Here is a 25,750-nt window from a genome sequence, read left to right as displayed (position 1 = left end):
GTCTGCCTTCGTCCGCGCCATTGCGGAAGAAGTTCATGGATCAAACGTCATCAGAGGGACTTCTCCCCGCGTACGGGGAGAAGCGAGATTCGTACCAAGTGCTACACGCGAGCCTCAGCGAGGCTTGGCGCGCCTTCGCTTTGCGGGCTGCGACGCAGGTAGAACCACCAGGTCAGAGCGAGGCAGGAGGCGTAGAAGGCCAGATAGATCGCGAGCGCGAGCTGCGGCCCGCCGGTCAAGGCGATCGACTTGCCGAAGCCGCTCGGGATCAGGTAGCCGCCGACCGCACCGACCGCGCCGATGAAGCCGACCGCCGCGCCGCTTTCGATGCTCGCCGTCTTCATGGCGGCCGCACGCTCCGCGTCGCCCTTGCCGCGCACCTTGAACAGGTTCTGCTCGCGGAAGATCGAAGGGATCATGCGGTAGGTCGAGCCGTTGCCGATGCCCGTCGTCACGAACAGGATCAGGAACATCGACAGGAAGCCGATGAAATCCTTCTGTCCGACGAAGTAGAGCACGCCGACGGTGGCCGCCGCCATCAGGATGAAGTTCCAGAAGGTGATGATGGAGCCCCCGACCTTGTCGGCGAGCCAGCCGCCGAAGGGACGCGACAGCGAGCCGACCAGCGGCCCCAGGAACGCGATCGAGATCGAGATGGCCGGGAATTGCGTCTTGATCAGCAGCGGAAATGCCGCGGAATAGCCGATGAAGGAGCCGAACGTGCCGATATAGAGGTACGCCATGATCCAGGTGTGCTTGCGCTTGACGATCGCGAGCTGGTTCTTCACCGACGATTTCGCGGTGGTGAGGTTGTTCATGAAGAACACCGCGCCGAGCACTGCGATGGCGATCGGCAGCACCCACATCAGGCCGGCATTCTGGAGGAAAATGCCGTCGACGGGCGTCGCCTGATACAGGTTGAACACGGCCAGCGTCATCAGGATCGGTGTCAGGAGCTGCACGCTGGAAACGCCGATATTGCCGCCGGCCGCATTCAGGCCGAGCGCCCACCCCTTCATCCGGTCGGGGAAGAAGAAGGAGATGTTGGTCATGCTGGAGGCGAAATTGCCGCCGCCCAGACCCGCGGTCGAGGCCACCAGCAGCATCAGCCAGAACGGCGTGTCGGGCTGGCTGACGAAATAGGCAAGCGACAAGGTCGGAATGAACAGGATCGCCGCACTGAGGATGGTCCAGTTGCGGCCGCCGAACGTCGTCACTGCAAACGTATAGGGAAAGCGCATGAAGGCGCCGATCAGGCCCGGCACCGCGACGAGCTGGAACAGCTGGTCGGTGGTGTAGTGGAAGCCGGCCTGCGGTAGCTTGGTGGTGACGATGCTCCAGATCAGCCAGACCGAGAAGCCGATATGCTCGGCCACGATCGACCAGATCAGGTTGCGTCGCGCGATGGTCTTGCCGGTCGCATTCCAGAACGCCTCGTCTTCGGGGCGCCAATCTGAAATCCAGGTTGGATTCTTCGTCATTGAGTATCCCTTCCAGTCTCACCGCTGCGTCGTTGCAGGCTCAGCCTCCGCCCACGGAGGCGCGCTCCGAGGCTTCACCCCGGTGGCGAGTTCACGATGCTGATTGATGATGTTGAGGGACGTCGTCGTTGGCGTCGCGCAAATACGTTTCAATTTCCGTGCCAGTTGCGCGCACGCGGGAAAGACTGGGATTTCAGAACGTTATTCGCGTTGCCCGAATTTTTCGCAGGGCTTGTTCGCACGGTAAATTTGCGATTCGCTCAATCCTTGTGCGGCGCGCAAGAATTGAGCTTGATGTCGATTAATTGGGCGCGCCGCTCGCGGTAACTGGTTTACGCGGCCTCGACGAAGCGATGACGCTCGTAGAGGAATTCGAGCACGCGCTGGCGGCACTTCAAATAGGTCGCGTTGGTGGCCAGTTCGAGCCGCTTGCGCGGCCGTGCCAGCGGCACGTCCAGCACCTCGCCGATGCGCGCGCTCGGCCCGTTCGTCATCATCACGATGCGGTCGGACAGAAGCACGGCTTCGTCGACGTCGTGCGTGATCATCAGGATGGTGTTGCCGAGCTTCTGATGCAGCGCCATCACGGAGTCCTGCAGATGCGCGCGGGTCAGTGCGTCGAGCGCGCCGAACGGCTCGTCCAACAGCAGCACCTTCGGCTCCATCGCCAGCGCCCGGGCGATGCCGACGCGCTGCTTCATGCCGCCGGAGATCTCGGACGGGCGCTTGTCGCGAGCGTGGGCCATCTGCACCAGGTTGAGATTGTGCATCACCCAGGCGTCGCGCTCGGCGCGGGACTTGGTCCTGGCGAAGACCTTGTCGACGCCGAGCCTGACGTTCTCGTAGACCGTGAGCCACGGCAACAAGCTGTGGTTCTGGAACACCACGGCACGGTCGGGCCCCGGCGAGTTGACCTCGCGATTCTCCAGCAGCACGCCCCCCGTCGTGGCGCCGGTCAGCCCTGCGATGATGTTGAGCAAGGTCGACTTGCCGCAGCCGGAATGGCCGATGATCGAGACGTATTCGCCCTTCTCGATCGTGAGGTTGATGTCCTTCAAGACCTCCGTGGTGGCGGCGCCGCGGGTAAAGATCTTGTCGATGTGGTCGAGCTTCAGATAGGCGGTCATGTGCCCCCTCCTCTCAGTTCTGCGCGGTGCCGTGGGTGACGACCTTGCCCAGACCTGCGATCAGGCGGTCCAGCACGAAGCCGATGATGCCGACATAGAACAGTGCCAGGATGATCTCGCTGATATGCGAGGAGTTCCAGGCATCCCAGATGAAGAAGCCGATGCCGACGCCGCCGATCAGCATTTCCGCTGCGACGATCGCGAGCCAGGACAGGCCGATGCCGATGCGCAGGCCGGTGAAGATGTAGGGCGCCGCCGCCGGGATCATGATCTTGGAGAAGAATTCGAGCGGATTGAGCTGCACCACCGCCGCGACATTGCGATAGTCCTGCGGGATGTTGCGGATGCCGACCGCCGTGTTGATGATGATCGGCCAGATCGAGGTGATGAAGATGACGAAGATCGCCGAGGGCTGACCGTCGCGGAACGCGGCGAGCGACAGCGGCAGCCAGGCCAGCGGCGGAATCGTGCGTAGCACCTGAAACAGCGGATCCAGCCCGCGCATGGCCCAGACCGACTGGCCGACCAGCACGCCGAGCGCGATGCCGGCGATGGCCGAGAGCGAATAGCCGAAGGCGACGCGCTGCAGGCTGGCGGACAGATGCCAGAACAGGCCCTTGTCGATGCCGCCATGATCGAAGAACGGATCGAGGATCAGCTCCTTTGTGTCCTTGAACACTCTCGATGGCGGCGGCAGCGCCGAGCCGGCACGGCGGCAAATCAGCTCCCAGACCAGCGTCAGCAGCGCAATCACGACCAGCGGCGGGATCACGCGCACGGCGGTCTCCCGTGCCATCCGCGCGTAGGCTTCAGTGCGCGGCGGCCGCTTCGGCGTCATCGCGACGACCGGTGCAGCGGCTGCCGCAGGCGTCGCGGTCTCAAGCTCGATCTTCGTAGCAGGCATGTTCATCGCTATCTCTCTCCGGCTTGGCAGGGACGATGCGGCCGCCCCGCGGGCGGCCGCAGGGCTCCATCAGACTTCGACGCGCTTGATCGCGAGCGACTTCAGATAGGCAGCCGGATTTTCCGGATCGAACACCTTGCCGTCGAAGAAAGTCTCCTTGCCGCGCGAGGTCGAAGCCGGAATGTCGGAGGCCGCGACACCGAGCGCCTTGGCCGCATCGCGCCACATGTCCTCGCGATTGACCTTGGCGATCAGCGCCTTGGTGTCGAAGCCAGCCTCGTACTTGCCCCAGCGGATGTCCTCGGTGAGGAACCAGAGATCGTGGCTCTGGAAGGGATAGGAGGCATGATCGCGCCAGTACTTCATGATGTGCGGTGAGTTCTCGACCACCTTGCCGGGGATGCCGTAGTCGAACTTGCCCGCACTGCGGTCGAGCACGTCCTCGACCGGGCAGTTCATCCACTGCCGCTTGCCCATGATGGCGGCAAGCTCCGCCTTGTTCTCGGCCTTGTCGGCCCATTGCTGGGCTTCCATCACCGCCATCAGCAGCGCCTTGGCGGCCTTGGGATACTTGTCGACGAAGGCGGCGCGCATGCCGAAGGATTTTTCCGGATGCTTGTTCCAGAGTTCGCCCGTCGTGACCGCGGTGTAGCCGATCTTCTGATGGATCAGCTGCAGATTCCAGGGCTCGCCGACGCAGAAGCAGTCCATGGTGCCGACCTTCATGTTGGCCACCATTTGCGGCGGCGGCACCACGATGGTCTCGATGTCCTTGTCGGGATCGATGCCGCCGGCTGCGAGCCAGTAGCGGATCCAGAGGTCGTGCGTGCCGCCGGGGAAGGTCATCGCGGCTTTCACCGCCTTGCCGGAGGCCTTCTTCTTCTCCAGCGCCGCCTTGAAGGGCGATGCATCGACGCCGAGCTTGAGGTCGGCGTATTCATTGGCGACCGAGATGCACTGGCTGTCGAGATTGAGCCGCGCAAGAATGTACATTGGCGTCGGCTGGTTGTTCTGCGTCACCTTGCCGGCCGAGATCAGGTACGGCATCGGCGTGAGGATATGCGCGCCGTCGATGCCGTTGCCTTCGGAGCCCAGCACGAGATTGTCGCGCGTGGTGCCCCAGGAGGCCTGCTTCTGCACGTCGGTGTCGGGCATGCCGTACTTGGCGAACAGGCCCTTGTCCTTGGCGACGAACAGCGGGCCGGCATCGGAGAGCGCGATGAAGCCGAGCTTGGCGCCCTTGACCTCGGGGCCAGCGTCCTGCGCGAAGGCGCCGGCGGGGAAATTCAGCTTTGCTGCGGCGAGAAGTGCGGCGGTGGAGCCGGTGGCTTTCAACAATTGACGGCGGCTGAGGCCCGTATTCGCGGGCCGGCGAGTGCGCTTGGTCATAGGCAGTGTCGTCCTTTGCATCGTTGCAGAATTGAGTGGCGTCTGTGCACACGAGCAGCCCGTCCGTCCGGCGGCGCCATCTTTGGCGCATGCGAACGCGCGACGGGGGAAACCCCCGCCTTGGTGGCGTCGGCAAATCGGATGAGAAGTCTCGCGGGACGGCTTCAATGGCGTCGGCTGGAACCATTCAAGCTTCGTGCCAAGGCCGGCACTACGGAAAATGTCTGAATATCAATATGTTAATGACACTGCGCCAGCCTGCCGCAGGCCGGTTCCGCTCGTGAAATTTGCGGACTGCTTGATTCTTGTGCGACGCACAAACCTTGTGCAGAAGCTCATGCAAGAGGCCAAGGGAAGCGCCGAGGCTCAGCTGCGCAACGACACATCGTCTTGATATTACTACGTCTTTCCAGCGCGCCCATGCGGCACACAACTTGCATTTCCCTAGGCGTCAACGAAGACTGCGGCTTGCCGCATTGTTGCAGCCTCTGGCGGCTGCATCCGGAAGCTCACCTGCTTCGCGGCCCTCGCCGGCGCAATCCTCGTGACGCGATTCCCACGGCTTCCAGACTTTCCATAGCGCCGTGCGCGGCCGGCCGCCCGCACGACCCAGGACGTTCAGCCGCGCTCTCGCAGAGGGCGCGCCGATCTCACTTACGAAGCAAAGGAACCATTGAATGTCGTATCTCGCGCCTTCGGAATTCGTCACCAAGATGGTGGATGCCGGCGAGTCCAAGATCTTCATGTCCACCCGGGATACCATCATCCGCGCCTATATGGCCGGCGCCATCCTGGCGTTGGCGGCGTGGTTCGCGGTCACCATCAACGTCAACACCGGGCAGCCGCTGGTCGGCGCGCTGCTGTTTCCGGTCGGCTTCGTCATGCTCTATCTCCTGGGCTTCGATCTCCTCACCGGCGTGTTCGTGCTCTCGCCGCTCGCCCTGATCGATAAGCGTCCGGGCGTGACGCTTGGCGGCGTGCTGCGCAATTGGGGTCTCGTCTTCGTCGGTAACTTCGCCGGCGCCTTCACCGTGGCCTTCATGATGGCCTTCGTGACGACGTTCGGGTTCACGCAGGCGCCCGACAAGGTCGGTGCGGCCATCGGCAACATCGGCGAGGGCCGGACGCTCGGCTATGCCGCGCACGGTGCGGCGGGCATGGCGACGCTGTTCCTGCGCGGCATGCTCTGCAACTGGATGGTCTCGACCGGCGTCGTCGGCGCCATGATCTCGACCTCGGTGCCCGGCAAGGTCATCGCGATGTGGATGCCGATCCTGGTGTTCTTCTACATGGTGTTCGAGCATTCCGTCGTGAACATGTTCCTGTTCCCGTCGGGCCTACTGCTCGGCGCCAAGTTCTCGATCATGGACTATCTGATCTGGAACGAGATCCCGACCGTGCTCGGCAACCTCGTCGGCGGCCTCGCCTTCACCGGCATGACCCTCTACGCCACGCATGTCATGACCCTGCCGAAGCGCCAGGTCGACAAGGCGGCGAAGCCCCGCGTCGCCGCCTGATCGAATCCGTCTCGACAGGGGAGCCGCGCCCGAGCAGGGTGAGGCTCCCCTCTCCCGGTGATGACGATGACCCGCGGACTCCTGATTTCGGTCGGCCAGCACTCCGACAAGGGTCGCAAGCCCGTCAACCAGGACTTCCACGGCGTCCTGATTCCGGAGGAGCCGCTGCTCAGCCTGAAGGGCATCGCCGCGGTTCTCGCCGACGGCATCTCGAGCAGCAGCGTGAGCCAGATCGCCAGCGAGTCGGCGGTCAAGAGCTTCCTGATGGACTATTACTGCACGTCGGAATCCTGGACGGTGAAGACCTCCGCCCGCCGCGTGCTGGACGCCACCAATTCCTGGCTGCACGCGCAGACGCGCAAGAGCCAGTACGCTTATGACCGCGACAAGGGCTACGTCTGCACCCTCAGCGCCATGGTCATCAAGGCGACCACCGCGCACATCTTCCATGTCGGCGACTGCCGCATCTACCGCGTCGCCGGCAAGGCGCTGGAGCAGCTGACCGACGATCACCGCATCATCGTCTCGTCCGAGCAGACCTATCTCGGCCGCGCGCTCGGCATCAATCCGCAGCTCGAGATCGACTACCAGGCGCTCGAGATCGAGGCCGGCGACATCTTCCTGCTGGCCACCGACGGCGCCTATGAGTTCGTCGATGCGCGTTACATCACAAGCGCGATCAACGAACATGCCGACCTCGACGCGGCGGCCAAGGCCATCGTCGAGGAAGCCTACCGGCGCGGCAGCGACGACAACATCACCGTCCAGATCCTGCGCATCGATGCGCTGCCGCAGCGCGAGCCGTCCGGCATCTTTAATCAGAGCTCGGACTTGCCGCTGCCTTCGCTACCGGAACCGCGGGCGATGTTCGACGGCTACCGGATCGTCCGGGAGATCCACGGCAGCAGCCGCAGCCATATCTACCTCGCCGTCGACACCGAGACCGAGCAGCCGGTCGCGCTCAAGCTGCCCTCGGTCGATCTGCGCGACAACGCCGCCTATCTCAAGCGCTTCCTGATGGAGGAGTGGATCGCGCGCCGCATCGACAGCCCGCATGTGCTCAAGCCGCTGTCGCAGTCGCGGCGGCGCGGCTATCTCTACGTCGCCACGGAATTCGTCGAGGGGCAGACATTGAAGCAATGGATGACCGACAATCCGCGGCCCGATCTCGAAACCGTGCGCGGCATCATCGAGCAGATCGCCGCGGGCCTGCGCGCCTTCCATCGCATGGAGATGCTGCATCAGGACCTCAGGCCCGACAACATCCTGATCGACAAGACCGGCACCGCAAAGATCATCGATTTCGGATCGGTCAGGGTCGCCGGCGTCGCCGAGGCCGCGCCCCCGGGCGAGGCCGACGAAATCCTGGGAACGATGCAGTACACCGCGCCGGAATATTTTCTCGGGCAAGGCGGCTCGCCGCGCTCCGACATGTTTTCGCTGGCCGTGATCTGCTACCAGATGCTGACGGGAAAGCTGCCCTACGGCACCCAGATCGCCAGGATCCGCCGCAAGGCGGACGTGCGAAAGCTCAAATACCGCCCGGCCGACGACGACCGCAATGTGCCCGCATGGATCGATGGCGCGCTGAGGCGCGCGCTCCATCCCGATCCCTACAAGCGGCACGAGGACCTCTCGGAGTTCATCTTCGAGCTGCGCACGCCCAACCCCGCCTATCTCGATACGCGGATTACACCGCTCTTGGAGCGCAGCCCGCTGATGTTCTGGAAGCTGACCACGGCGGCGCTCGCCTGCGCCGTCGTCGTGCTGCTGGCATTGCTGCACGCGCGCTGATCAGGTTGCATCGCTCGCCACATGATCGGAGGCGAGCGATGCAGGGCCCCCTTGTTCAAGAAGCCCCTCAGACGGATGCCGTGATCTCGGCGACGAGGTCGCGATAGGATCGCAAGGGACGGCCCAGCATGTCGGTCAGCCGCTCGACGTCGCCGGTGTCAGGGATCATTCCCTCCGTGAGAAAGCGCTCGCTCATCACCCGCATGTCGAAAGCCATCCAGGCGGGCATCAACTGCCGAAGGCTCTTCTCGAATCCCGCGGTGTCGTCGCCGCCATAGACGACCCGGCGGCCGAGCACCTCCGACCAGATCGCGGCGGCCTTCGCGCCCGTGAGGTTTTCAGGGCCAACAAGATTGATGCGTTCGAGCGGAAGCGGAGCGGCGGACGTCTCGCGGCGGATCAGCTCGATTGCCGCGATCTCGCCGATGTCGCGCGCGTCGATCATCGCCAGTCCCTTGCTGCCGATCGGCATGGGATAGACGCCGTGCGCGGTCACCACATCCTTGATCATGAGCTCGTTGTTCATGAAATAGGCGGGGCGCAGGATGGTCGCCTGGAATCCCATCTGCTCGATCATGCGTTCGACGCCGAACTTGCCGGCGAAGTGCGGCACGTTCACGTAGCGGTCGCTGTGAATGACCGAAAGATAGACGAACCGCTCGATGCCGGCTTCGCGCGCAAGATTGAGCGCCGTCAGCGCCTGGGTGAATTCGTCGGGCACCACGGCGTTGAGCAGAAACAGCGTCGAAACGCCGGACAACGCGCTGCGCAGGGAATCGACGTCCAGCAGATCGCCCTGGGCGACGGCGACGCTCGCCGGGAAATTGGCTTTCGCAGGATTTCGGACCAATGCACGCACATCGGCGCCTCGCCTGACGAGCTGATCGACGACCTGGCGGCCGATGGTGCCGGTTGCACCGGTAACGAGGATAGTCATGGGATCACTCCGGTCTGGGGTTTGGACACCCGGAAATTAGTGATCCACATGCGAGCCGAAAGACGTTATGTTTAGACAGACCGTCTCACAGGTGGAACAGATGGATTTGCTAGCGCTTGCCGACTTCAATCTTGTCGCCCGTCACGGAGGGTTCGGAAAGGCCGCCCGCGCCGCGGGACGTCCGAAAGCGACGTTGTCCCGCCGCGTGTCCGAACTCGAGAGCAGCCTCGATTTGCGTCTGTTCGAGCGCGGCGGGCGCACGCTCAAGCTCACCCAGGAAGGGCGCGCGCTGTACGAGCGGACGGGCGCACTGCTCACCGAGCTCGACGAGACGGCGGCCGCGATCGCCTCCGGCGCGGACAAGCCAAAGGGCAGATTGCGGATCAGCGCCCCCCTGCTCTTCTCGCAAACCGCGATGGGCCGTCTTGCGGCCAGCTTCGCCTCTCGGCATCCGCAGGTCCGGCTCGAGGTCACGACCGATGATCGCCACGTCGACATGATCGAGGAAGGCTTCGATCTCGTGATCCGGGTCAATCCCGATCCGGATGAAAGCCTGGTCGGCCGCATCTTCCTGCGTGACCGGATGCTGGTCGTGGCGAGCCCGGCCCTGAAACGCCCGAAAGCAAAGCTCGCCGTTCCGGCCGTCGTGCGCGGCGATGACGAGGCTGCGGTTTGGGACATCAGGCGGCCAAGCGGCCCATCGCGCATCGCGGTCGATCCCGTGCTTAGGCTGTCATCCCTGATGATGGTTCGCGATGCCGTGAGAGCCGGCATCGGCGCGGCAAGGCTGCCGCTGTCGCTCGTCAGTCACGATCTTGCCGCCGGGACGCTGGTCCGGTGGGCAGATGTCGATGGATCAGACATCGCCCTATGGACGCTCTATCCCTCGCGGCGATTGCTCAGCGCGCGCGTCTCCGCCTTCCTCGATCATCTCAAGGACGCCTTTCCGAAGGGAACGCCGGACGAACTGGCCGCCTACGTCAGCTGGTAATCCTGGCTCTCGAAACCGCGCTCACGCCGGCTCCCCGGCCTTCACCCCCAGCGGCTTCGGTGCCACGCCGCCACCGGGCTTGAGGTGGAACTCGTAAGTCATCAGGTGCCACTGCCCGCTTGCCTTGGTGCCGTCGGGCATCGTGGGGTCGGCGCGCGGCTCGACCTTGGCGATGAGGTCGTCCTTGACGCCGAACACCACGTCGGAATCCAGATATTTGTCGCCATCCATGAAGACGTGGGTGATCAGCGGCTCATAGCCCTTGGCATTGACCAGGAAGTGCACATGCGCGGGCCGCATCGGATGGCGGCCCGTCTGCACGATCATCTCGCCCACCGGGCCGTCGGTCGGAATCGGGTAGCTGCAAGGCAGGATGGTACGGAAGAAGAAACGGCCGTCATCGTCGGTGATGAAGCGCGCCCGCGCCGAGGCGCCGACCTCGTCGTAGTTCGGCTTCTGTGAATCGTAGAAGCCGTCGTCATCGGCATGCCAGACGTCGACGGGGACGCCCGCGAGCGGCTTGCCCTTCAGATCCGTGACGCGGCTCTGCACGAACATCTTTTCGCCGGTGAGATTGTGCGGCGAGATGTCGGTGCCGTGCGCGGTCACCTTGTGCTCGCCGACATAGAACGGGCCCAGCACGGTGGTCTGTGTCGCGCCCTCGCGGTCGCGATGGTTGACCGCGTCGACCAGCATGGACACGCCGAGCACGTCGGACAGGAGGATGAACTCCTGGCGCGTATCGGTGCATTTCTGGCCGGTGCGGGTCAGGAAATCGATGGCGTAGTCCCACTCCTCGAAGGTGAGGCCGGTCTTGCTCACGTAATCGTGCAGCGACCTCACCAATTCCTGGAGCAGGAATTTCGCGCGGGGATCGGGGGTGCTGTCGAAGCTCTTGATGACGGCTTCGGTAAGATCGGTCTCGTTGAACTGGGTCATGATGGCTTGCCCTGTGTTTTCTCGTTCGCCCCCGGGGGCCGCCTGGAGGCGTTCCAGGGGGCAGCCTACACCAGCCGGGCCCCCTGCGTTAAGCGCGAGCGGCTTGGAATGAGGCCGTCATTTCGCTATCAACGAACCGACAGAACTGCCCGGAGGAAACTGATGCTCGCGCCCACCCCCGCCTCGCCCGAATCCGTCGGCATGTCCAAGGCCGCGCTCGACCGCGTCGATGCGCATCTGAAGAGCCGATACATCGATGCCGGCCGCTTTCCGGGCACGCATCTTCTGGTCTACCGCCGCGGCAAGGTCGCGCACAGCTCGGTCCAGGGCCTTGCCGATGTCGAGCGCAAGCTGCCGGTCAAGGACGACACCATCTACCGCATCTATTCCATGACCAAGCCGCTCACCAGCGTCGCCTTCATGATGCTGGTCGAGCAAGGCCTCGTCGCCATCGACGAGCCCGTCGCCAAGTACATTCCGGAATGGAAGGATCTCGGCGTGTTCGTCGCCGGCACTTACCCGGCCTTCCTGACCCGGCCGCCGTCCCGGCCGATGCTGATCGTCGACCTGCTGCGCCACACCTCCGGCCTCACCTACGGCTTCCAGCAGCGCTCCAATGTCGATGCCGCCTATCGCAGTGAAAAGATCGGCGAGGTCGAGAAGTCGGGCACGCTGCAGACCATGATCGAAGGCCTGGCCAAGATCCCGCTGGAATTCTCGCCTGGTGAATCCTGGAACTATTCAGTCTCGACCGACGTGCTCGGCTATCTCGTCGGCAAGATCTCCGGGATGCCTTTCGAGCAATTCCTCAAATCACGCATCCTCGATCCGCTCGGCATGACCGACACCGATTTCCACGTGCCGGCCTCGAAGGCGCATCGTTTCGCCGCCTGCTATTCCGCCGATCCCGGTGGCGGCATGACCTTCCATGCCGGCCAGCGCCGCGAAGGTTTGACGCTGCAGGACGATCCGGCGACGAGCTCGTTCCTGTCTCCGCCCTCCTTCATCTCCGGCGGCGGCGGTCTGTGCTCGACGGTCGCCGACTATCTCACCTTCTGCCGCGCCCTGCTCAACGGTGGCGAACTCGGTGGGGTCAGGCTGATCGGGCCGAAGACGCTGGCGTTGATGACGACCAACCACATTCCGGGCGGCCGCGCGCTGCCGGAGGTGTCCCGCTCGCTGTTCTCCGAAGCGACTTATAACGGCATCGGCTTCGGCCTCGGCTTCGCCGTCACCATGCGCCCGGCCGAGACGCTGATCGCCGGCAGCCCCGGCGAATACAATTGGGGCGGCGCGGCTACCACCTCGTTCTGGATCGATCCGGCCGAGGAGCTGATCGCGATCTTCATGACGCAAGTGCTGCCGTCGAGCGCCTACCCGATCCGGCGCGAGCTGCGCAGCATGGTGTACGCGGCTATCACCGAGAGCAACCTGTAGCCAGCCGAACGGAACCCCGCGGCCGCCGGCCGCGGGCTCGCATTCATTTCAGCATCTCCGGCACGATCAGGCGCGGCAGGAACAGCGACACGCTAGGCCAGACGATGACGGCCGCCAGCACCAGCAGCATCGGGATCAGCATGATCACCGTGTCCTTCAGCGCATAGCGCAGCCGTACGCCCGCAATCGAACAGGCGATCATCAGGCACAGGCCATAAGGCGGCGTCACCAGTCCGAAGGCCAGCGAGACGATGGAAATGATTGCGAACTGGACGGGATGAAGATCGACGGACTTGGCCAGCGGCTCCAGCACGGTGCCGACGATGATGATGGCCGGGATGGCGTCGAGGAAACAGCCCACCACCAGGAAGCAGAAGGAGATGAAGAAGCCAGCCGTGACGGCGCCCATGCCCCACGTCGAGACGTTGGCCAGCAGCTCCTGCGGAATCCTGTAATAGGCGAGCAGCCAGCCGAACGCACTCGCGGTACCGACACAGAACAGCGCCACGCCGGCGAGGCGCCCGGTATCGAGCAAGGCCTTGTACAATTCGCGGATACCCGTCTCACGATAAAAGAACGCCGAGAGCACCACGGAATAGAGCACGGCGACGCAGGCCGACTCGGTCGCGGTGAACCAGCCGAGCAGGATGCCGCCGACGATGATGAACGGCGTCATCATGGCAGGGATCGACTGCCAGATTGCGCATCGCATCTCGACCCAGGTCGACTTCGGATAGGTCGGATAGCCGCGGCGTACCGCGTAGATGTGCACCGTCGCCATTTGGGCGCCTGCGATCAAGAGGCCCGGCACGATGCCGGCCAGATACATCGCCGCAATCGAGGTCGAGATCAGCCCGCCCCAGACGATCATCAGGATCGACGGCGGGATGATGACTGCAAGCACCGCGGACACCGCGGTGATCGCGATGGAGAACGACAGATCGTAGCCTTCCTTGGTCTGGGCATCGATGAAGATCTTGGACTGGCTCGCCGCATCGGCCGTCGAGGAGCCCGAAATACCGGCAAAGAACACCGACAGCACGACGTTGATCTGCGCCAGCGATCCCGGCCAGTGCCCGACCATCGAGCGCGACAGCGCCACCAGGCGATCGGTGATGCCGCCGATACTCATCAGGTTGGCCGTCAGCAGGAAGAACGGCACCGCCAGCAGGATGAATGAATTGTAGGCATTGAAGGTTTCCTGCGCCAGCATCATCAGCGACAGGTGCGGCTCGATCAGCAGGATCGGCACGCAGGCAAGGCCGAGCGCGAAGGCGACCGGCACGCGCACGATGAGCAGGCCGACGAAGACCCCGAACAGCACCATCGCGGCCTGTCCGGCGGAGAGTACATTGCCGCTCATTGCCTTGCCCCGACCACAACGCGCACTTCATCAAGGATCTGCTCGCCCGCGAACACGATCCACGTGACCCCGGCAGCCGGCCAGGCGACGTGGATCAGCCAAAGCGGCAGATCGGCCAGCTCCGACGTTCTGTTCCAGGCAAAGCGGGTGAACTCGAGGCCAGCCGTTACGAACACCAGCGCCAGCGCCAATATGCCGAGACGCGCCAGTATTCGCACTGCGGCTTCCGAGCGCCGCGACAGGTCGGGCCACACGTCGACCTCGAAATGCTGCGCTTCGCCCACGCCGACCATGGCACCGATCATGATCGTCCAGATGAACATGAAGCGCGCCATTTCCTCCGTCCAGATGTAGGACGGAATGAACGGCGTGTAGCGTGAGATGATCTGCAGCGTGACCGGAATGACGAGAATGCCGACGCAGGCGGCCAGCAGGAATTCCAGCAACTTGGCATAAGCCGCCGTGATGCGGCGCCACAGCGACGGTGTGGACGGGACGGGCATTTCAGTCATTGGTACTCCCAGCGGCAAAACATCCGCCAACTCCGGGCAGGAAGCGGGGCCTGCCCGGATATGCTCTCGGCGGACGCAAGGCTCTCAGACGGCGTTGATCTTCTCGAAAATGCCTTCCGCGCCGATCTCCTTGGCGTAGGTGGCCATCACGGGATCGGCGAGCTTCTTCATGGCGTCCCGCTCCTCGAAGGGGATGCGCTTGAGCTTGCCGGCCTTTTCGAGCGTGTCGAGCTTGACGACCTCCTCGCTCGACTCGAGCTTACGCCCGTAATCGCCGGCCTCCTTGCCGGCCTTCATGATCGCGTCCTGCAGATCCTTCGGCAAGGTCTTCAGCGTCTTCACCGAGAAGCAGATCGGCCGGATCGACACCGCGTGCTGGGTCAGGTTGAGATGCGGCGCCACTTCGTAGAATTTCATCGCCTCGACGCCGGCCGCTTCGTTCTCGCCGGCCGAGATCACGCCGTTCTGAATCGCGTTGTAGACCTCGTTATAGGCAATCACGGTCGGGCTCATGCCGACCGCCGCGAAGGTCTTCGACCAGATCGGCGCACCCTGCACGCGGACCTTGAGCCCCTTGAGATCGGCGAGGTTCTTGAGCGGCTTGTTGGCGAAGATGTTGCGGATGCCGCCGCCGGCGTAACCGATGAGAACGACCTCGGCCTTGGCAGCAACCTCATCGGCGACCGGCGCCAGGATGTTGGCCTCGACCACCTTGTTCATGTGCTCGATGCCCTTGAACACGAAAGGCGCGTCGATGAACGGGGCCGCCTTGGCGAAGGTCGACATGTGCGCCGGAGAGACGATGCCGTAATCGACCGCCTTACCTTGCGACATGTACTCGAAATACTGTTTCTCGAGGCCGAGCGAAGAGTTCCGGTGCAGGGTGAAATTGACGGGCTTGCCGTAATACTTCTTCACCAACTCCTCGAACCGGAGCAGAGCCCGGTTGAAGGCATGGTCGTCGTTGAACTGGACCGCCCCGTTCAGCGTGACCGGCGCTTGCGCCCTGAGGATCGACGGCATGCCGATCGTAGCCGCCGCAGTGGTCGCGCCGATACCAGCGAGAAATGACCTTCGCTTCATCGTCTCCCCTCCCTTTGATGCTCCGACCCTGTCGCCGGGCCGTGAGTGCAGCCGGTATGCGGCTTGCGTGCAGAGAGGGTATGAAAATCCATCGCGGCACGGAAGCCCAATTCGGATGCCCGGCCGGACGCTGACAAGCTTGCCGCTGATACAGTTCGACGCAGGAACGGCCGACACGCCGTCTATTGCACTGCAGCTTTCATCTCTAGCCCATGACGTTTGTGCAGTGGCGCAGCGCCGCGGGGACGCCAGCATCCTGCTGCTGGCCGATAGATCCGGCCGCCAGCTGTTTTCAATGGCGACGACGGACAGCGACATCTGCCACCGCTCATCTGCACGTTGGACATCGCCCCTTGCATATCGCAGCGCAACACAGCGATCCCTGCGACAATTCAGCTTGCCTTCGCGCAATCATCCGATGTTAAACATCGGATGATTGTGCCGCTGCCGGGCGTGGCAGCCAAAAATAAAGGAAACCGGCTGGGACCGGCCGGGGCGGGAGAAACATACGAGTGGCAAGAGCGCGCCCGAGCCCCGTCGATAAGCCGATCAAGCCCGGCCGCATTCGTGCCGTGCTGACGACGCTCGGCCGCGAGATCGCCCAGGATCTCATCCCCGTGGGGACGACGCTGCCACCCGAGCCTGAGCTCGAAACAAGGTTCGGCGTCGGACGCGGCGTGGTGCGCGAGGCCATCAAGACGCTTGCCGCGAAGGGGCTCGTCAGTGTGCGGCCGCGCCACGGCACGCACGTGCTGCCGCGCCACGAATGGAGCCTGCTCGACCGCGACGTGCTGAGCTGGCTCGTCGGCCAGGACGAGCCGGATCGCGACCTTCTGCTGGCAATCCAGGAGGTGCGCTCGATCATCGAGCCGGCCGCCGCGGCGCTCGCCGCCGAACGTGCCACCAGGAACGACCGCTGGCGGATCGACACGGCCCTGGCTGCGATGCAGACGGCAAGAGACCAGGCCAGCGCTCTCGCAGCCGACAAGGCTTTCCATCTTGCCATCCTGGACGCGACCCACAATCCGGTGCTTCAGGGCTTTCGCGGCGCGATCGATACCATTCTGAGCACCGTATTCACCGTCGCCGTCGGGGGCCCCGGCGGCTGGTTCAAGGACAATCTGCCGAACCACGCGGCGGCGGCGCGGGCCATCGAGAGCGGCAACCCGGAGAAGGCGCGCGCCGCGATGGAACGGCTGCTGGGCTACACCCGATTGAAGCTGTCGAACCGCAAGACAGTCATCGCTGCGGCGACACGTAGAGCGGGCGGATCGGACGTGCGCGTGACCAGGACGTCGCCCCTCAAGCCCAAGAGAAGACGCCATGACCCGTGACAGGGAGGGCTCGGGCCACATCCTTGCGCCGCCTGGGATCTGTTGCAGGACCGGGTTACGATGTCGGGAATGATCAGCGCGAAATGCCGGCACAGGCATTGCTGAACGCGAGGGAGGCCAGATGCAGGTGACGGGCAGTCTGAAAGGTCGATCGTCGCGGCTGATCCGCAGCGTCAATTCGCTGGCGGGAATCGCGATGTTCGTCGCGCCGCTGCTGGCCCTGGTCGCGATCTGGGCCGCCGTCGTCCCGCTCTTCAACGTCAATCCGCGCGTGTTTCCCTCCGTCGGTGCGGTCGGTACCGCCGCGCTGGATTCGATCCGCGACGGCACGTTGCTCGCCCATGTCGGCGCAAGCCTCCTGCGCGTCGCCCTGGGCACGCTGATCGGCATTGCCACCGCCGTGCCGCTCGGCATCGCCATGGGGGTCAGCCCGACGGTTGCGGCCTTTCTCACGCCGCTGTTCCGCTTCTTCTCGGTGCTCGCCGGTATCGCCTGGATTCCGATCGCGACGCTGTGGTTCGGCTACGGTTTCGGCGCGATCGTGTTCGTGATCTTCAATGCCGTGTTCTTCGTCGTCGCCTACAACACCCTGCTCGGCGTCAGAACCATTCCGCACACGCTACGCAACGCTGCCGCCTCGCTGGGCGCCGGCCGCTGGGCGCTGCTGACCGAGGTGCTGCTGCCGGGCGCGCTCCCCAACATCGTCACCGGCATCCGGACGGGCCTTGGCTTCGCTTGGCGCGGGCTGATCGCTGCCGAGATGATCGCGACCAATGTCGGGCTCGGCTACATGCTGTTCGTCGCACGCGACTTCTACCGCACCGAGGTGATCGTGTTCGGCATGATCGTGATCGGCGTGCTCTGGCTTCTGATCGATCGCCTGCTGCTGGTCCCGCTCGAGCGCGCGACCATCGAGCGCTGGGGAATGGTGAGGCGCGCATGAATCTGATGCTGCAGATCTGGGCCGGCTATACCCGTCTGACCCAGCGCTGGCCGGGGCTCGCCGCGATCATACCGTTCATCCCGGTGCTGGCGCTGTGGACCGCGGTGAGCGAGGCCGGACTGTTTCCGCGTGCGTTCTTCCCGGGCCCGGCCGACGTCGTGCGCGCGTTCGTCACGCTGACCTACAAGGGCATCCTGCCCGACTATCTCCAGGACAGCCTGATCCGGCTCGCGACCGGTGCCGCGGCCGGCATGGCGCTCGGCATTCCCTTAGGGATCCTGATCGGCACCAGCCGCTGGGCGCACCGCATCTGCTGGCCGGTGCTGCTGTTCTTCCAGGCCATCGGCGACATCGCCTGGCTGCCGATCCTCCTGATCTGGTTCGGCTTCGGATTGACGACGATGACCTTCGTCATCGTCTACACCGTGTTGTTCCCGGTCGTGCTCAACACCGTGCTCGGCGTCGAATCCGTGCCGCGGGACCTCTCGCGCGCCGCCTTGAGCCTCGGGGCTTCGCGCGCGCGCGTGCTGTGGGAGGTGACGCTGCCGGGCGCGCTGCCGAACATCATCACCGGACTTCGCAACGGGCTCGGCTATGGCTGGCGCGCGCTGATCGCCGTCGAGATGATCGTCGGCACCTCCGGCATCGGCTTCATGATGTTCGATGCGCGCCGCGCCGGCTCCACCGTCGAGATCATCCTCGGCATGATCATTCTCGGATTGCTCTGGTACATCGTGGACGCCTGGATCCTCGCGCCGCTCGAGCGCGCGACCGGCCAGCGTTGGGGATTGGTGACATCATGAAGACGCTCTCGTTGCGCAATCTCGGCAAGACCTATTTCGACCCCTATGCGGGCGCACACGTCACCGCCGTCCACGACGTCTCGCTCGACGTCGAGCCCGGCGAGTTCATCTCGGTGGTCGGCCCCTCCGGCTGCGGCAAGACGACGATCCTGAACATGATCGCCGGCTTCATTCCCTACTCGAAGGGCGACATCCTGCTCGACGGCAAGCCGGTGCACGGGCCCGGTCCCGAGCGCGGCGTCGTGTTCCAGTCGTTCGCGCTGTTTCCCTGGAAGACGGTGCTCGACAATGTCGGCTTCGGCCCGAAGATGCGCGGCGTGCCGAAGGCCGAGCGCGACCGCATCGCACGCGAATATCTCGCGCTGGCCGGGCTGTCGCACGCGGCGCATCGCTATCCCAACGAGCTCTCCGGCGGCATGCAGCAACGCGTCGGCGTGGTGCGCGCACTCGCCAACAACCCCGACGTCCTGCTGATGGACGAGCCGTTCGCCAGCGTCGATGCGCAGACGCGCATGACGCTCCAGGAGGAGCTGACCCGCATCTGGCAGGAGCGCAAGCCGACGGTGATCTTCATCACCCATGACGTGGCTGAAGCGGTGTTTCTCGCCAACCGCGTGGTCGTGCTGTCGAAGGGACGCGTGCTCGACCAGATCGCGGTCGACCTTCCTCGTCCCCGCGTCTGGGACGACCTCGTCAAGGACGACCGGTTCAAGCAGCTGTCCGCGCGGGTGCTGCAGATGGTGCGCGCGGCATGAGCATCGCCTCCGACGTCTTGGGCTCGACCAAGGCACGCGTCGTGCTCGGCGCCGTCGCGGCCTGGGCGCTGTTTCAGCTCTGGCTGACCATCGCGGCCCCGGGCAAGATCGCGCCGGAGCTGAAAGGCACGTCGGAAAAAGTGAATGTCCAGATCGAGCTGCCGTTCACGCCGGAGCGATTCCATGTGCTCGCGTTCCAGCAATACGGACGCGTGTCGGGCACGGACGAGCATTCGATCGAATTGCGTGGCGTCAAAAGAACGGACCTCAACGCCGTCGCCCGGCCCTACTGGGTGACGGCGGTGGGGCCGATAAAAGAGGGAGGCTGAGACTATGAAACGACTCGTGTTGCTTGGACTAGCGCTTCTGGCCGGCATGGTGCCGGCAAGCGCCCAGAACCTGACGAAACTGAAGGCCGGCATGGTCACCGGCATCGACCAGATCGGCCTGCCGATCGCACTCGAGCGCGGCTTCTTCGAGAAGAACGGGCTCGACGTCACGATCGCGCGCCCCTACGCCACCGGCGTCGACGCGCTGAACGCGCTGCAGGCGGGCGAGAGCGAAATCGTGCAGGTCGGCGTGCCCATGATCGGCGCCGTGCTGCGCGGCATGGACCTCGTCGCGCTCGGCAATTACAGCGGCAACGCTACCAAGGCCGGGTCCGACGCGACCATGGCAATCATCGCGCGCGAAGGTTCGGGCATCGTCAAGGGCGACCTGTCGACGCTCAAGGGCAAGAAAATCGCGGCGTCGTTCGGCACGATCAACCATCTCTATATCCTGGCGACGCTGGAGAAGGCCGGGCTGAAGCCCGATGATGTCACGCTGGTCAACACGCCGCCCCCGGACATGACGGTCGCCCTGCTCGCCAAGGGGATCGATGCGTTCTCGGGCTGGGATCCCTGGCCGATCGTTGCCGGCAAGGACGTGCCGGGCGCCGTCGAGATCATCAGGGGCGGCGACGTGATCTCCTATATCGGCTTCAATGTGGCGCTTCGCCCCTGGGTGCAGGCCAACGGCGAGACCATCGAGAAATTCCTCGCGGCCGTCTCCGAGGCCGACCAATGGATGCGCAAGAACCCGAAGCTGGCGGCGCAAGTTGCCACGCGCTGGATACCGGGACTGAAGCAGGAGGTCGCCGAGACCGCGATGCAGTTCAACATCCAGCAAGCGGACCGCCGGCTGTCGGCGAACAATTACCGCGCGCTGTGGAGCGCCGAGGACCGGCTCGCCCGTCTCGGCATCCTCAAATCGACCTTCGACGTCAATGCGCATATCGAGCCGAAGCACATTCTCAAGGTCATGAAGGATCGTCCCGAGCTGTTCGCCGACCTGCCGCCGATTCCGGCGACGGCGGCGATCACGCCGGGCTACGTGTTCAAGCCGTGAGCCTTGTTGCAACCGTCCAGACCGGCGCGCCGTGCGCGCCGGTCTACCCCATCGCCTGCAACGCCGGTGGGGGCCTGGACTAGACGGTCGAGATGCCGTCGATCGGGCTGATATCGCCGACGAAGCGCAGCAGGTCGGCCATCGTGAACTCGCCCGGCACTTGCGATGGAAGCGTCGGCTTCCAGCTTTTACCCTTGAGCCACAGGTACGACTGGTGATCACCATGGACGAGGCCGACGAAGACCTCGGCGAGCAGCGTCGCGCCGACCGGTCCGAGCCTTTCGCCGCCGCCCCGCTGCTCCGCCTCCTTGAGGATATAGTACCAGAGCGGGGTGTGCTGGTGCAGGCCATGCTTCTTCGCCACGGCACCGTCAGTCCCCTTGGAGATTTCGTCTGGGGTCAGAGGATTCTTGATCTTCATGGCCTTGGCGACGTCCTGCCCGGACGGCAATCCCAGCAACACGCCGCGTTTGAGATTGCGGAACGGCAGGCTGCCGCCTTCGCCCGGCAAGGTGTGGAGCTGCGGCACGACGAACGGATCGATCTTGCGCGACGGATTGAACCCCACGCCCGGAGGATTGTTGGGCAGCACCTGAAAGTAGCGCCGCCAGTCGATGATCCAGTTGCTTGAAAGCACCGGAAGCGGGAGCGGCGGCGTTATCGGGTTCGGCGCCAGGTCGCCGATGATCCCTCCCGAAAGACCGGTGAACCTGAACAGCAAATCGAGAGTTGCAGGAATACCGCCCGGGCCGGGCGTGAAGATCCTGTTGTGGCTATAGACCTGGCGAACCATGCTGTGACCGAGACGATAGACCGCCCCTGAAAACTCGACAGGCATGTAGGGCGTCTTCTTGAAGCGGTAGAAGCGCCGACCCTGCTCGAGGATCTTTGCGACGATGCCCTTCTCGGTGATCCGCTCGACGAAATCGTGCAGGACCATCCATTGGTAGTGCCAGGTCACGATGCGGCGCGCTTCCTCGAAGATCTCGCCCGCCGGCTTGCCCGACGCCGCGAGCTGATCGCAGACCTTGTTGTGGAACTTCAGCATCGCAAGGTGGGTTTGCGCGACGAGAAGGTTCTCGTCGTTGCGGTGATCGCCGATCAGGGCAAACCCCTCGGGATTGCGCGGCAGGTCGTTGCGATGATCGCCGGTGATGGCGTCGACGTTGATGGTCTTGCCGATCAGGAGCTTGGGACCCGGAGTCTTGCCGCTGTCGCTCGCTGAATTGCGCGCGTACAGGTGGCGGCTTCCGTCCGGACCAAGACCATAGATGCTGTCGAGATCGAGGGCGGGCGTGCGAAAATTCGTGACCGCCATCGGATCGGCTTCCTTCTCGCCGAAGGAGGTCAGGTCGAGCGTGATGTCGTGGTCGACGAATTGTCCGAGATAGGTGAAGCCGGCGGGTACGTTGGCATTGTTTCCTGCGGGATCGCCGGGATTGGGGTCCTTCATCGCATCGGCGAGTTCATGCAGCGGGCCGTCATCGACAGCCAGCGGCTCCAGGGTCGGAAACATCCGCCCGAACATGCCGGGATCTTCGTGTCCGGAAAGCGTATCGAGAAATTGTCGCGTCGGCTGACGTCCGGCCTTGCCATGACCGGGATGAACGTTGACGTCGGTTCCCATCGCTTGCTCCTGCTTAAAATGCTGTAGGGAGAGGGGCGACGAAGTTGTCGATTGGGCTGAAATTCCCGTTTCAGTATAGGTCTTTGAAAATTGCCCCTCAGGGTGCAGTAAAATGAGATATTACCACAGATTGCATATGTAGGTGTGTCCTACCGGCGAGGCTTTTTGCCCCACTGACGACACGGGCTTTTGACCGCTCGAAGCTCAAGCAAGAAAGACTAAGGCGTGACGCACGATCCGCGGCGATCGTGTCGCGCTTCAGCGTTTCGCAGCGAACCGCGTCCAGATCTCGGCGTCGGTGTAGAAATCGACGCCGCCATCGAGATCTCGCACCAGCCACTCGCCGAGATAGACGATCTGGGTGCCGTTACGCCGCTCGTGCCGAAGCTCGAATTTTCCCTCGGCATCCTTCTGAAGCGAGCAACTCGACTGAACCCAGCTCGGCCACTCCTGCAAGGGCTGTCCGACGAATTGCCAGGCCACCAGGGCCACGTTGCCCGACAAGGGCTCTAGGCGCACTGTCTTGGTCACGAGATCTCCAATCATGCAATTGTCCGTGCTCCAACGCCTCGGGATCGGAAAGGTTGGAGACCTGCTCTCAGGTAGCATGCCTGACGGTTCTCAACGGTTCCTTGCGGTTTTCATCCGTGAAAACCCCGGTTCCCGTGGGGCAGCTAGCCGATCGTCTGCAGCGCTGGAAAGGTCTCCAGCAGCCAGATGCTCACATTCGAGACCGCGCCGGTGAGAAAGCCGATGCCGGTGATCACCATCAGGATGCCCATGGCGCGTTCGACATTGACGAGGTGGCCCTTCATGCGTGCGAACAGTGCCGAGAACTGCTCGATCATCAGGGCGGCGATCAGGAACGGAATACCGAGGCCCGCGGAATAGACCGCGAGCAGACCCGCGCCCTTCATCACCGTGGTTTCAGCCGCGGCGATCGACAGGATCGCGGCGAGGATCGGGCCGATACAGGGCGTCCAGCCGAAGGCAAAGGCGAGGCCCATGATATAGGCGCCCCAGAGGCCGACCGGCTTCGGGATCGGCAGCCGTCCCTCGCGCATCAGCAGGCCGATACGCGTCAGCCCGAGAAAGTGCAGGCCCATGACGATGATGACGAGGCCGGCGAGGATCGAAAGCTCTGCCGACCAGGCCCGGATCAGCCCGCCGATCAGCGAGGCGCTGGCGCCGAGCGCGACGAATACCGTGGAGAATCCCAGCACGAACAGCAGCGCCGACAACAGGATGGCGCGCTTGGAAGCCTCCGCCGGCTCGTCGCTCTCGACATGCTCGATCGTGGCGCCCGTGAGGTAGACCAGATAGGGCGGGACCAGCGGCAGGACGCAAGGCGAAAGGAAGCTGACGAGGCCGGCAATCAGAGCCGCCGGGATCGAAACATTTTGCATGATGCCGTCTGAGCCATCTCAGGGACCGGTACGGCGCGCGGGAAATGCGCCCGGCCGGAGCGAACCGGCTCTGGTGTAGCCGATGCCGGAGAATGCGCAACAGAGGCGCACGAAACCAGGGCTCCGCCCGATGCCGTCTGCGATCACAGGTGCGGCATCGAGACGCGCACAAACCTCGCCAAAAAGCGAGGTTCGGCGGCGCGGCTACTTCACCACGCGGAGCAGCGGACGCCGGGGCTGGTCCTGCGTCTGCTTGGAAGGGGTTGGCGGCGCGCTCGCAGCGCTCCGCAGCATTTCATCGCACAATGCCTTGAGATCGGCACTGTCTATTCCTTTGAGCTTCATCCTGACGTCGAGGATGACGATGGAGAGCAGATCGGCCGATTCCCGGCTGTTGCACGCATTGAGAACCTTGCGGCATCCCTCGAGTGTTTCCAGCACCGACTGCAATTGTTCGTCTGAATGCGACACCGGCGTTCTTTCCGTTAATTCGGCCTGCGAGACGTGATTGTGACGATCCCCTCGGCGCCCCTGGAATACCCAGGATAGCATGAGGCCGCTGCCCCTCTGAACCTGATTTCAGTTGGTTTCCGCCGTGAAACTGCGATTCCGGCCAACGTGGCCGCGCCGCGCTGTTCGCGCCGTTCAAAGCGATCGAGAAGGGAACGTCTGGCGGGCTGCAATTGATCCATCGACCGAGACGGCGCAGGCCAGCGCACAAAGACGGTCATCGCGGACAGCGCCTGCAATCCCGCAGCCATTTCACGGCTCGCAACGGAACCCACGCCACACCCCTCGTACAGGCGACAAATTCACCCGAATCCCAGCCCATGCCAGCACCTAAATACCACTCACCCTAGATGGTAAGGATGACAGTTCAAAACTCATCATCCCCCAACCCGCAGTGGTTGTGGTTTGCGCCAGATTCTGCCAGTTTAGCTGTCCGAAGGGACTTGTATGCACTCCTTGGCGGAAAGGGGCGTTCCTCTGGCGGAACGCCCAAAGACAAATCTCAGCGGCCTCTCGGATTGGGATGCGGCCCGCATATTTCTCGAAGTCGTCCGATGCGGAAGTTTCCGGTCGGCGGCCGAACGGCTGTCGCTGTCGATCAACGCGGTGCGCCGGCGGATCGACGATTTCGAACGCCAGACCGGCACCACGCTGTTCACCCGCGACGTCCACGGCACCCATCTGACCGATGAAGGCGCGCTGGTGGTGTCCGCCGTCGAGCGCATGGAAGCTGCCACCTTCGACGTGCTGCGGGCCAGCGATTCGATGGCCAACGCGCTGTCCGGCGAGGTCCGGGTCGCCGTCACCGAGGGGCTCGGCACGTTCTGGCTTGCGCCGCGCCTGGTCGAATTCCAGCAGGCCTATCCCAAGATCCTGGTCGACCTGCATTGCGCGATGCGCTCGGCCGATGTCTCGCGCCACGAGGCCGACGTCGCCATCCATCTGTCCCGTCCCTCGGCCCTCGACATCAAGCTGGTGCGGCTCGGCCGCATGCACCTGATGTTCTGGGCCTCCGAGAAATACATCGCAAAACACGGCGCGCCGCGTTCGGCGGCGGAATTGATCAAGCATCGCCTGGTGCTGCAATTCGCCGACCAGCTCGCCGCCAAGGAATCCTTCGAAAGCTTCTTCCCGGGCGTTTCGGAACGGGACCTTCTGGTCATGAAAACCAATGTCTCGAGCGCCAATTATTGGGCGGTCGCGAATGGCGCCGGCATCGGCGTCTTCCCCAGCTACGCCATTGCGCTTGGCGGGAAATTGATTCCACTGGAGGTCGAGCTGAACCGACCGCTGGATATCTGGCTTTCCTACCATCCCGGTAGCGGCCGTATTCCGCGCGTGCGGCACATGATCGACTGGCTGATCGAAGCGTTCAGTCCAGCTCGTTTCCCGTGGTTTAAGGAAGAGTTCGTGCACCCGCATGAATTCAAGGACTCGTACATGGGCGAACCCCTGACCCAGCTCTTCGGGGGATTTTCAACCGAAGAACAAAGGTGAGAACGAAGATGA

The 25,750-nt window shown here is 63.8% G+C and carries 24 protein-coding genes; 11 read left to right on the top strand and 13 right to left on the bottom strand.

From position 1 onward, the window contains the following. Nucleotides 1-101: 101 nt before the first annotated feature. The 4 genes from DCM80_RS21405 to DCM80_RS21390 all read right to left on the bottom strand — a co-directional run bounded on the left by DCM80_RS21405 (nucleotide 102) and on the right by DCM80_RS21390 (nucleotide 4,901). Nucleotides 102-1,481: an MFS transporter gene (locus DCM80_RS21405; RefSeq protein WP_257193547.1), complete on the bottom strand. Its 1,380-nt coding sequence runs from the start codon at nucleotides 1,479-1,481 to the stop codon at nucleotides 102-104. A 332-nt stretch (nucleotides 1,482-1,813) separates the two neighbouring features. Further along, entirely contained in the window at nucleotides 1,814-2,608 is a 795-nt protein-coding gene (locus DCM80_RS21400) for an ABC transporter ATP-binding protein (RefSeq protein ID WP_257193545.1), read from the bottom strand. Between the two features lie 13 nt (nucleotides 2,609-2,621). Further along, nucleotides 2,622-3,518 (bottom strand): nitrate ABC transporter permease, encoded by an 897-nt coding sequence (ntrB, locus tag DCM80_RS21395; RefSeq protein WP_257193543.1) that lies wholly within the window; start codon nucleotides 3,516-3,518, stop codon nucleotides 2,622-2,624. Nucleotides 3,519-3,581: 63 nt separating this feature from the next. Then, nucleotides 3,582-4,901 carry a CmpA/NrtA family ABC transporter substrate-binding protein gene (locus DCM80_RS21390; protein WP_257193542.1) on the bottom strand — a complete coding sequence of 440 codons (1,320 nt, stop codon included), beginning with the start codon at nucleotides 4,899-4,901 and terminating at the stop codon, nucleotides 3,582-3,584. Nucleotides 4,902-5,578: 677 nt separating this feature from the next. Here DCM80_RS21390 and DCM80_RS21385 point away from each other — a divergent pair. Together DCM80_RS21385 and DCM80_RS21380 are read left to right on the top strand one after the other, a co-directional pair. Beyond that, nucleotides 5,579-6,418, top strand: a complete 840-nt coding sequence (locus tag DCM80_RS21385; protein ID WP_257193541.1) for a formate/nitrite transporter family protein — start codon at nucleotides 5,579-5,581, stop codon at nucleotides 6,416-6,418. A 60-nt stretch (nucleotides 6,419-6,478) separates the two neighbouring features. After that, a complete protein-coding gene (locus DCM80_RS21380) occupies nucleotides 6,479-8,212 on the top strand; it encodes a bifunctional protein-serine/threonine kinase/phosphatase (protein WP_257193540.1) in 1,734 nt (577 codons plus the stop codon). Between the two features lie 67 nt (nucleotides 8,213-8,279). Here DCM80_RS21380 and DCM80_RS21375 read toward each other — a convergent pair whose 3' ends face one another. Then, complete coding sequence (locus DCM80_RS21375) at nucleotides 8,280-9,149, bottom strand: SDR family oxidoreductase (protein WP_257193538.1); 870 nt, start codon at nucleotides 9,147-9,149, stop codon at nucleotides 8,280-8,282. A gap of 100 nt (nucleotides 9,150-9,249) precedes the next feature. On the opposite strand from DCM80_RS21375, the gene DCM80_RS21370 reads away from it, so the two are divergent. Beyond that, entirely contained in the window at nucleotides 9,250-10,140 is an 891-nt protein-coding gene (locus DCM80_RS21370; protein ID WP_257193537.1) for a LysR family transcriptional regulator, read from the top strand. Nucleotides 10,141-10,161: 21 nt separating this feature from the next. Here the strand turns inward: DCM80_RS21370 and DCM80_RS21365 are convergent, their stop codons facing one another. After that, nucleotides 10,162-11,079: an intradiol ring-cleavage dioxygenase gene (locus DCM80_RS21365; protein WP_257193536.1), complete on the bottom strand. Its 918-nt coding sequence runs from the start codon at nucleotides 11,077-11,079 to the stop codon at nucleotides 10,162-10,164. A 162-nt stretch (nucleotides 11,080-11,241) separates the two neighbouring features. Here DCM80_RS21365 and DCM80_RS21360 point away from each other — a divergent pair, with 162 nt between their 5' ends. After that, on the top strand, nucleotides 11,242-12,516 hold the full coding sequence (locus tag DCM80_RS21360; protein ID WP_257193535.1) for a serine hydrolase: 1,275 nt from the start codon (nucleotides 11,242-11,244) through the stop codon (nucleotides 12,514-12,516). Between the two features lie 43 nt (nucleotides 12,517-12,559). On the opposite strand, the gene DCM80_RS21355 is transcribed toward DCM80_RS21360, so the two are convergent. The 3 genes from DCM80_RS21355 to DCM80_RS21345 all read right to left on the bottom strand — a co-directional run bounded on the left by DCM80_RS21355 (nucleotide 12,560) and on the right by DCM80_RS21345 (nucleotide 15,474). After that, nucleotides 12,560-13,879: a TRAP transporter large permease gene (locus DCM80_RS21355; protein ID WP_257193534.1), complete on the bottom strand. Its 1,320-nt coding sequence runs from the start codon at nucleotides 13,877-13,879 to the stop codon at nucleotides 12,560-12,562. Beyond that, entirely contained in the window at nucleotides 13,876-14,391 is a 516-nt protein-coding gene (locus tag DCM80_RS21350; protein ID WP_257193533.1) for a TRAP transporter small permease, read from the bottom strand. The genes DCM80_RS21355 and DCM80_RS21350 overlap by 4 nt, the downstream gene beginning before the upstream one ends. A gap of 84 nt (nucleotides 14,392-14,475) precedes the next feature. Further along, nucleotides 14,476-15,474: a TRAP transporter substrate-binding protein gene (locus tag DCM80_RS21345; protein ID WP_257193532.1), complete on the bottom strand. Its 999-nt coding sequence runs from the start codon at nucleotides 15,472-15,474 to the stop codon at nucleotides 14,476-14,478. Nucleotides 15,475-15,986: 512 nt separating this feature from the next. Between DCM80_RS21345 and DCM80_RS21340 the strand changes: the two genes are divergently transcribed. The 6 genes from DCM80_RS21340 (at nucleotide 15,987) to DCM80_RS21315 (ending at nucleotide 20,698) form a co-directional block, all read left to right on the top strand. Beyond that, nucleotides 15,987-16,808, top strand: a complete 822-nt coding sequence (locus tag DCM80_RS21340) for a FadR/GntR family transcriptional regulator (RefSeq protein ID WP_257177297.1) — start codon at nucleotides 15,987-15,989, stop codon at nucleotides 16,806-16,808. A gap of 121 nt (nucleotides 16,809-16,929) precedes the next feature. After that, nucleotides 16,930-17,751, top strand: coding sequence for an ABC transporter permease (locus DCM80_RS21335; protein WP_257177296.1), 822 nt, complete (start codon nucleotides 16,930-16,932; stop codon nucleotides 17,749-17,751). Continuing rightward, the gene (locus tag DCM80_RS21330) at nucleotides 17,748-18,554 is read left to right on the top strand and encodes an ABC transporter permease (protein ID WP_257193531.1); all 807 of its coding nucleotides are present in this window, start codon (nucleotides 17,748-17,750) and stop codon (nucleotides 18,552-18,554) included. Before DCM80_RS21335 ends, DCM80_RS21330 begins: the two co-directional genes overlap by 4 nt. Beyond that, nucleotides 18,551-19,309 carry an ABC transporter ATP-binding protein gene (locus DCM80_RS21325; RefSeq protein WP_239622150.1) on the top strand — a complete coding sequence of 253 codons (759 nt, stop codon included), beginning with the start codon at nucleotides 18,551-18,553 and terminating at the stop codon, nucleotides 19,307-19,309. The genes DCM80_RS21330 and DCM80_RS21325 overlap by 4 nt, the downstream gene beginning before the upstream one ends. After that, nucleotides 19,306-19,638, top strand: a complete 333-nt coding sequence (locus DCM80_RS21320; protein ID WP_257193529.1) for a hypothetical protein — start codon at nucleotides 19,306-19,308, stop codon at nucleotides 19,636-19,638. Before DCM80_RS21325 ends, DCM80_RS21320 begins: the two co-directional genes overlap by 4 nt. 4 nt (nucleotides 19,639-19,642) lie before the next feature. Next, nucleotides 19,643-20,698 carry an ABC transporter substrate-binding protein gene (locus DCM80_RS21315; RefSeq protein ID WP_257193527.1) on the top strand — a complete coding sequence of 352 codons (1,056 nt, stop codon included), beginning with the start codon at nucleotides 19,643-19,645 and terminating at the stop codon, nucleotides 20,696-20,698. A gap of 79 nt (nucleotides 20,699-20,777) precedes the next feature. Here the strand turns inward: DCM80_RS21315 and DCM80_RS21310 are convergent, their stop codons facing one another. From DCM80_RS21310 to DCM80_RS21295, 4 genes are all read right to left on the bottom strand, one after another. Next, nucleotides 20,778-22,325, bottom strand: coding sequence for a heme peroxidase family protein (locus tag DCM80_RS21310; RefSeq protein ID WP_257193526.1), 1,548 nt, complete (start codon nucleotides 22,323-22,325; stop codon nucleotides 20,778-20,780). A 258-nt stretch (nucleotides 22,326-22,583) separates the two neighbouring features. Beyond that, nucleotides 22,584-22,856, bottom strand: a complete 273-nt coding sequence (locus tag DCM80_RS21305) for a hypothetical protein (RefSeq protein WP_257193525.1) — start codon at nucleotides 22,854-22,856, stop codon at nucleotides 22,584-22,586. A gap of 143 nt (nucleotides 22,857-22,999) precedes the next feature. After that, nucleotides 23,000-23,731: a cytochrome c biogenesis CcdA family protein gene (locus DCM80_RS21300; protein ID WP_257193524.1), complete on the bottom strand. Its 732-nt coding sequence runs from the start codon at nucleotides 23,729-23,731 to the stop codon at nucleotides 23,000-23,002. A 204-nt stretch (nucleotides 23,732-23,935) separates the two neighbouring features. Next, a complete protein-coding gene (locus tag DCM80_RS21295; RefSeq protein WP_257193523.1) occupies nucleotides 23,936-24,283 on the bottom strand; it encodes a hypothetical protein in 348 nt (115 codons plus the stop codon). A gap of 405 nt (nucleotides 24,284-24,688) precedes the next feature. Here DCM80_RS21295 and DCM80_RS21290 point away from each other — a divergent pair, with 405 nt between their 5' ends. Continuing rightward, a complete protein-coding gene (locus tag DCM80_RS21290) occupies nucleotides 24,689-25,738 on the top strand; it encodes a LysR family transcriptional regulator (RefSeq protein WP_028135138.1) in 1,050 nt (349 codons plus the stop codon). The last annotated feature ends 12 nt before the right edge of the window (nucleotides 25,739-25,750 follow it).

The sequence above is a fragment of the Bradyrhizobium sp. WBOS08 genome (genome assembly GCF_024585125.1).
Taxonomy (GTDB): domain Bacteria; phylum Pseudomonadota; class Alphaproteobacteria; order Rhizobiales; family Xanthobacteraceae; genus Bradyrhizobium; species Bradyrhizobium japonicum_B.
This window is presented reverse-complemented; position numbering and strand designations above follow the sequence as displayed.

Coding starts and splice junctions, on each gene's coding strand:
- DCM80_RS21405 (WP_257193547.1), bottom strand. CDS start 1,481: ATGACGAAGAATCCAACCTGGATTTCAGATTGGCGCCCCGAAGACGAG.
- DCM80_RS21400 (WP_257193545.1), bottom strand. CDS start 2,608: ATGACCGCCTATCTGAAGCTCGACCACATCGACAAGATCTTTACCCGC.
- ntrB (WP_257193543.1), bottom strand. CDS start 3,518: ATGAACATGCCTGCTACGAAGATCGAGCTTGAGACCGCGACGCCTGCG.
- DCM80_RS21390 (WP_257193542.1), bottom strand. CDS start 4,901: ATGACCAAGCGCACTCGCCGGCCCGCGAATACGGGCCTCAGCCGCCGT.
- DCM80_RS21385 (WP_257193541.1), top strand. CDS start 5,579: ATGTCGTATCTCGCGCCTTCGGAATTCGTCACCAAGATGGTGGATGCC.
- DCM80_RS21380 (WP_257193540.1), top strand. CDS start 6,479: ATGACGATGACCCGCGGACTCCTGATTTCGGTCGGCCAGCACTCCGAC.
- DCM80_RS21375 (WP_257193538.1), bottom strand. CDS start 9,149: ATGACTATCCTCGTTACCGGTGCAACCGGCACCATCGGCCGCCAGGTC.
- DCM80_RS21370 (WP_257193537.1), top strand. CDS start 9,250: ATGGATTTGCTAGCGCTTGCCGACTTCAATCTTGTCGCCCGTCACGGA.
- DCM80_RS21365 (WP_257193536.1), bottom strand. CDS start 11,079: ATGACCCAGTTCAACGAGACCGATCTTACCGAAGCCGTCATCAAGAGC.
- DCM80_RS21360 (WP_257193535.1), top strand. CDS start 11,242: ATGCTCGCGCCCACCCCCGCCTCGCCCGAATCCGTCGGCATGTCCAAG.
- DCM80_RS21355 (WP_257193534.1), bottom strand. CDS start 13,879: ATGAGCGGCAATGTACTCTCCGCCGGACAGGCCGCGATGGTGCTGTTC.
- DCM80_RS21350 (WP_257193533.1), bottom strand. CDS start 14,391: ATGACTGAAATGCCCGTCCCGTCCACACCGTCGCTGTGGCGCCGCATC.
- DCM80_RS21345 (WP_257193532.1), bottom strand. CDS start 15,474: ATGAAGCGAAGGTCATTTCTCGCTGGTATCGGCGCGACCACTGCGGCG.
- DCM80_RS21335 (WP_257177296.1), top strand. CDS start 16,930: ATGCAGGTGACGGGCAGTCTGAAAGGTCGATCGTCGCGGCTGATCCGC.
- DCM80_RS21330 (WP_257193531.1), top strand. CDS start 17,748: ATGAATCTGATGCTGCAGATCTGGGCCGGCTATACCCGTCTGACCCAG.
- DCM80_RS21325 (WP_239622150.1), top strand. CDS start 18,551: ATGAAGACGCTCTCGTTGCGCAATCTCGGCAAGACCTATTTCGACCCC.
- DCM80_RS21320 (WP_257193529.1), top strand. CDS start 19,306: ATGAGCATCGCCTCCGACGTCTTGGGCTCGACCAAGGCACGCGTCGTG.
- DCM80_RS21315 (WP_257193527.1), top strand. CDS start 19,643: ATGAAACGACTCGTGTTGCTTGGACTAGCGCTTCTGGCCGGCATGGTG.
- DCM80_RS21310 (WP_257193526.1), bottom strand. CDS start 22,325: ATGGGAACCGACGTCAACGTTCATCCCGGTCATGGCAAGGCCGGACGT.
- DCM80_RS21300 (WP_257193524.1), bottom strand. CDS start 23,731: ATGCAAAATGTTTCGATCCCGGCGGCTCTGATTGCCGGCCTCGTCAGC.
- DCM80_RS21295 (WP_257193523.1), bottom strand. CDS start 24,283: ATGCTATCCTGGGTATTCCAGGGGCGCCGAGGGGATCGTCACAATCAC.
- DCM80_RS21290 (WP_028135138.1), top strand. CDS start 24,689: ATGCACTCCTTGGCGGAAAGGGGCGTTCCTCTGGCGGAACGCCCAAAG.